We start from the raw sequence: 5155 nt of genomic DNA on the forward strand, positions 1-5155 counted from the left end.
CATAGCTTTCTATCCTAGATTCTGCTATGGCCGGTCGGCTCACGTATCTTCCTATGTACTTAGCTGCTCCCTTGGCATTACGCATACGATTCTTCGCATGAACATAGAATCCTTCTTTTTGTTGACGGTACATTTCCGTAATTAGCCGCTTATTTTCTCTCGTTTTAGGAAGACTCTTCTTTAGCTTGGTAAGTAAGATATGCTGCCACCGTTTCCTTAGCATTTCATAATGAAAATAGTCTACAACTTTCCACTGTTTATCTTCTCTCAAAACTCCTTCTGTAACGAGCGCATGAACATGAGGATTCCATTTTAAATCTCGTCCAAAAGTGTGGATCGCACAAACGATTCCGGGAGTTGGTTTCTGTTTCTTACTCCGTTCCCAGAATATCTCCAGCTTCTATTCCCACTACAAAGATGATATCTAATGAACCAACTCAGGGAAACTTCATCTGGATAGTGATTAAAAAGAATGCCAAGCATTTCATTCACCTCAATTCAAAAGGGCTATCCTGTTCTGGAATAGCCCCTACATTTGTGACATTTAAATTTAACACTATAAATATCAAACAAAACGTGCAGATATTTGTTACCGACTTCATTGTAAAGTTACTGACTTTATTGTAACACGACAAAACTTGTTGGTTCTCATAAAGTTTGAGAATGAAATGATCAAAAAAGGCCTAGTTAATAATTTAATCTCAAAAAGTTTGAGACTCACTCTCAAACAGTCTGAGAATATCTTATTAATTCTCAAAAAGTTTGAGAATGTCTTTAAAACACATTATGGTTCTTTATTCATGAATATTTATTAATATACAATTGTATTGAAATACTATCTATTTAATAGTATTTTTTTTTACCTTTTTAATTGCGTTTTCTAAATCAAATCCTGGAACAAATGGATTAGGACCAAACGATGACAATTTATTATTATACGCATGGGCTAATACAGGAAGATTGATAAAATTCATTTTATGGTTTAATGCAATTTTTGTAGATTCTACCAAAAGAGGATTTACAAATCCTGCATATCCATTTGACGCAATATAAATTCGCTCCCATACATCAGATTGGGCAAGGCCTGACATTTTTTGAAAAGGTAATTGTGTATCGAAGACATATAAAAAAGCCCTAAAACCCTTGTCAGCATATTGAAATGGTTTTAATTCCATACGTGATAAAACACGACCACCTAATTGCTCGTTTTCTATAAAAATCTTTGAGGAATCCGGAAGCCCTAAAAAAACTACAGGTATTTTTGTTTTATTTATAAGGTCTTTAAACCAGTCTGATGATTCGCGAATTAGCTTTTTTCTATCCTGATCCACAAGTTGTTGAACCTCTTCAACTATAATGAGTTTTACTCTACATTTTTTCAATAATTCATATAACCTTAGGGTAAGGATGCCTATGTTACGATAAGCCTTAGTCCAAAAAGGATCTTTCATATCGTAAAAAAGTTGGGAAATCATGGGCCCAATATGAGCCGGGCAGGGTATACTTGAGTATAATATAGGTTTTACAACTCCTTCCGGCTCATCGTAGTCCGGATATTTACATAAAAACTCTTTCGCTATTGTAGTTTTCCCCACTCTACTGTCACCCAGAATACAACCACACTCTGGTGCCGATGTTCCCCAGCTATTCATACAATTCTCCAAGACTTCAAAACCTAATTTCATTTGAGGGTACACAATAACTAAATCTCTAACGTAGTCGACCTTTTCATCCGCACTCATATTCTCGAATTTTGATTTATCAATAGTTTGAGTTTTTATCTCTGGACAGTTCTCTCGAATTTGAGGTTCCAATTTCTGTACCCCCTTAACGTTTTATTACCTCAAATCCAAAGAGGTCCTCAGTCGTTAATTCGTCTAAATCCGAAGAATTACGCAAAATTGAGGGCTTCTCTACATTCGTTTGTGTACGAGCATTTGTCTTTTTCTCAGACCTTTTTCCTTTCCGATTAATTGACTTTGCTTCTCCATCCATTTCAATAATTCTTATAGACACAGGTAAAGGAGGGAGATTTTCCGTTGTCCCAATTTCTGTTCCGACATCTGAGACATTTAAGTACTCATTCTCATGACATTCCGGTATTTCCGGCAATCTATAGTCAATTTTAACTTCTCTATCATTTAGAGCCTTTGTAGATTCACCAAAAATCTCCTGATTTGAATTTAACTTTGCTGCTTTACCTTGATTATTCTTTGAAGTCCAAAGTTCATTTTGTTGTCGTAAGAATACTTTTGCCTTAGCCAATGAAATTATATCGACTTGGCCTAGCTCTTTCATTGAGAGCTTCCTTGCCTCATCATGTTCCCATTCTGAGAGACCATTAGCGTACTCCGGACTGGTACACGGGACTTTAATCCACTCTCTATTAAACAAATGATCGAACAGGTAGATATAACCTAAGTTTTGCGGATCGTACTTAACTGTAAACTTATTTTCAGCTCCTCTATTATCCTTGGAAAACTTCTTTAGAATATGATTAAGTTCATTTGAATTATAATGAAGTATCTTGAGCTCGATTCCTTGATTAGTAATAGTTCGCTCTTTAATTCTTCCTAACAGAATGGGTAATTCATGTGTACTATTCGGCCAATCGACAGGATAATCATCAGTTAGCTTTTCCCAAATTTTTGCAGGAATTCCGCCTGCACCTTTGTTTAGGTCTTGAGTATATACATCAATTATCCATTTATGGAGTAATCCGATAAAAATATTAAAGGGAATTCCAGGAACTTCTTTAGGTTTTTCTCCTTGTGCCAGTTGTCGAGGATTGGATCTTGTTGTTCCTGGTATTAATTGAATAAAGTTTGTTGCCGATGTTCCAAAAAAGCGTTCAATTGAACCTTTCCACTCAGGAGTTCTGGGTGGAGCAAATTCTAGTCCAACGCCTAATTGGTAACATGCATCTTTCATTGGGATATTTTTAAATTCTAAACCATTATCTACAACAATAGATCCTGGTACTCCGAATGCATTCCACTCATTGATTATAAAAGGATATTTTTCCTTAACATATGATTTGTCACTGAGAACGTGATATAGACATTGACTAACCTCCGGCCAACCTACACCACCAAAACCAAGACTAAATCCTAGGATGTTTCTTGTTTTTTTATCAAGAGCCGGCACAAAGTAAGGACGTTCTTTATAGGTTCCATCAGCAAAGATAACATTCAAGTCAATAATGGTAGCATCCATTTCTACTCGTTCAAGCGGATACTCAACCTTGACTCCTGATCCTAAAGGTTCGTAACTAACTTCGGCATCTCTTGGACTTTTTCTTGAAGAAACAAGTTCAAACTCAGGTATTCTGGATATAATTCGAGCTAGTGTAGAGTAGGCTGGCAATTTTAACTTGTCGTGTTCCTTGCGATATTCATTAAAATCGGCAACTTTAGCAATTATTATGTAATGAAGTTCTTCAATGGTAATTCGTTGTTGCTGTAGATATACCTCTTGAATCGATTCTCGAATAAAATCAAAAGTTTTAGAATGTATTCTCGATTTCCCAAGGCCACCGGAATTCTTATACCCAGGAATTAACGAACGGATATCACCACCACTCTCCCTGTACATAGCTATCCATCTATATACACTTGGTACACTAACCTTTTTTATAAATGAAGTGCCTAAAACTTCCTCTGCTCTTCTAGGGTTGTCAAATAACTGATTTATTTCGTCAACCCTGTTACTGATATCCTTTCTGCTCGTTCTACATTTAAGCAAAGGCTTAATTACTTTTATCCTAAAAATTGCTTCATCCTTACGATCCACTGCTTCAAGAAAGTCTTCTTTATATTTTGTTGAAAAAGAACCTTCCTCGGAAGGACGAATATTTTTCCCTTTTACCTCAAATTCTAATCTTCCCTCACTGAGCATTTTAATCATTTCTGATTTTTTTAGTAACTCAGTTTTTTGGTACCCCTCATTTAAAACTTGGATTATACTACCGTCTAGTAACTTTAGTATTATGTATGGTTCTTGATCGATCTTGAACCTAATTCCGGGGACAATTTTAACAGAGTTCAATGTCCTCCCTCCATTTCAAGGAAGTCTAATATAACTATAAATACTTACTTTATCTAATAGATTAAGCATTAATTTTTGAGAATAAAGTAGTGAAAAGATCATGGCCCTAATTCTTTTTTGATTAATTCCATCTTCTGCCAATACATGTGTTAAGCTTTCAATAGTTTGTGTTCCATTAACCATAAGTTCGTTACGAATCTTTAAAAAATCTGCACTCGGCACTACCATTCTAGAAAATTTAAATAATAATTTTATATTGCGTAGCAAATTTCCTTTTCTAATGTCCTCATCCGTAACGACTTTAAAGCGGTAACCTTTTTGAATGCAAAATGTATTGGCAACTAAAAGCTTTCGTTTAAACTTCTCATCATCTAACAGTTTCACTAGTTTTGTTTTTGGTTTCACCTCAACAATTTCTGTTACTTTGTTGTTGCGTACAATCTTAATATCAGGGGTATATCTATACGTTCTACCCTCATATGCATATTTAATAGAGAGAGGTTGTTCACAGAAAGACCTTACTCCATGATCAAATTCTAAGAGATACATATAATCCCGTTCAACAAGTGACTCCCAAGCAATAGATCTTCCATTTTTTTCACTTGGAAAAAAACCGATCTTTTTCTTTGATCCTTTGTTAGTAATCTTACGAACCGGCATTTTTACCACCCCAAAAAATTAATAAAGGAGTTTATCTATTTACATTCAGATCGGTTTTTTTGGTTTATAAAAAATAACCCTTAGAGCTTCTTGCTCTTTTTTTCTTTGTTTGACTTCATCTATCATAAATATACCTTTTTTAATAGGGACAAGTTTTCCGCCTTTAACAAGCTGACTTAGTCGGGCTCTACTAACTCCTAAAAATTCAATGACCTCTCGAGACGTAAAGACCCTATCCTTTAAAGATTCGATTTTTTCGTCCATTTTTCGCCTCCTTTGTTTAATTTTAATAAAGGTCTTAACAAAAGTAAAGAGGTTTTTACAATTTTGAATTTTTAACTAAATTTGAAATGAATTTGGTTACTTCTGGATATTTATGAAGGATATTTGTTCCCCCCTGAGTTAGAATAGTTGTCATGGACCTCCGAGAGAAGTATAGTGAGTTAAC

General features: G+C 35.0%; 5 protein-coding genes. All 5 read right to left on the bottom strand.

All coding sequences use genetic code 11. The annotated features are described in order from the left end of the window. Window positions 1-397 (bottom strand): transposase (locus tag LJE72_RS25695; RefSeq protein ID WP_248286554.1); only part of this gene is annotated, 397 nt, incomplete at its 3' end. A 442-nt stretch (window positions 398-839) separates the two neighbouring features. Next, the gene (locus tag LJE72_RS25700) at window positions 840-1814 is read right to left on the bottom strand and encodes a TniB family NTP-binding protein (protein WP_229250980.1); all 975 of its coding nucleotides are present in this window, start codon (window positions 1812-1814) and stop codon (window positions 840-842) included. Window positions 1815-1827: 13 nt separating this feature from the next. After that, a complete protein-coding gene (locus LJE72_RS25705) occupies window positions 1828-4047 on the bottom strand; it encodes a Mu transposase C-terminal domain-containing protein (RefSeq protein ID WP_229250981.1) in 2220 nt (739 codons plus the stop codon). A 15-nt stretch (window positions 4048-4062) separates the two neighbouring features. Next, window positions 4063-4707 (bottom strand): Tn7 transposase TnsA N-terminal domain-containing protein, encoded by a 645-nt coding sequence (locus LJE72_RS25710; protein WP_229250982.1) that lies wholly within the window; start codon window positions 4705-4707, stop codon window positions 4063-4065. 45 nt (window positions 4708-4752) lie between these two features. Beyond that, window positions 4753-4971 carry a type IV toxin-antitoxin system AbiEi family antitoxin domain-containing protein gene (locus LJE72_RS25715; RefSeq protein WP_229250983.1) on the bottom strand — a complete coding sequence of 73 codons (219 nt, stop codon included), beginning with the start codon at window positions 4969-4971 and terminating at the stop codon, window positions 4753-4755. Window positions 4972-5155: the final 184 nt, after the last annotated feature.

The organism is Desulfosporosinus shakirovi (assembly GCF_020595055.1).
In the GTDB taxonomy this organism is placed as follows: domain Bacteria; phylum Bacillota; class Desulfitobacteriia; order Desulfitobacteriales; family Desulfitobacteriaceae; genus Desulfosporosinus; species Desulfosporosinus shakirovi.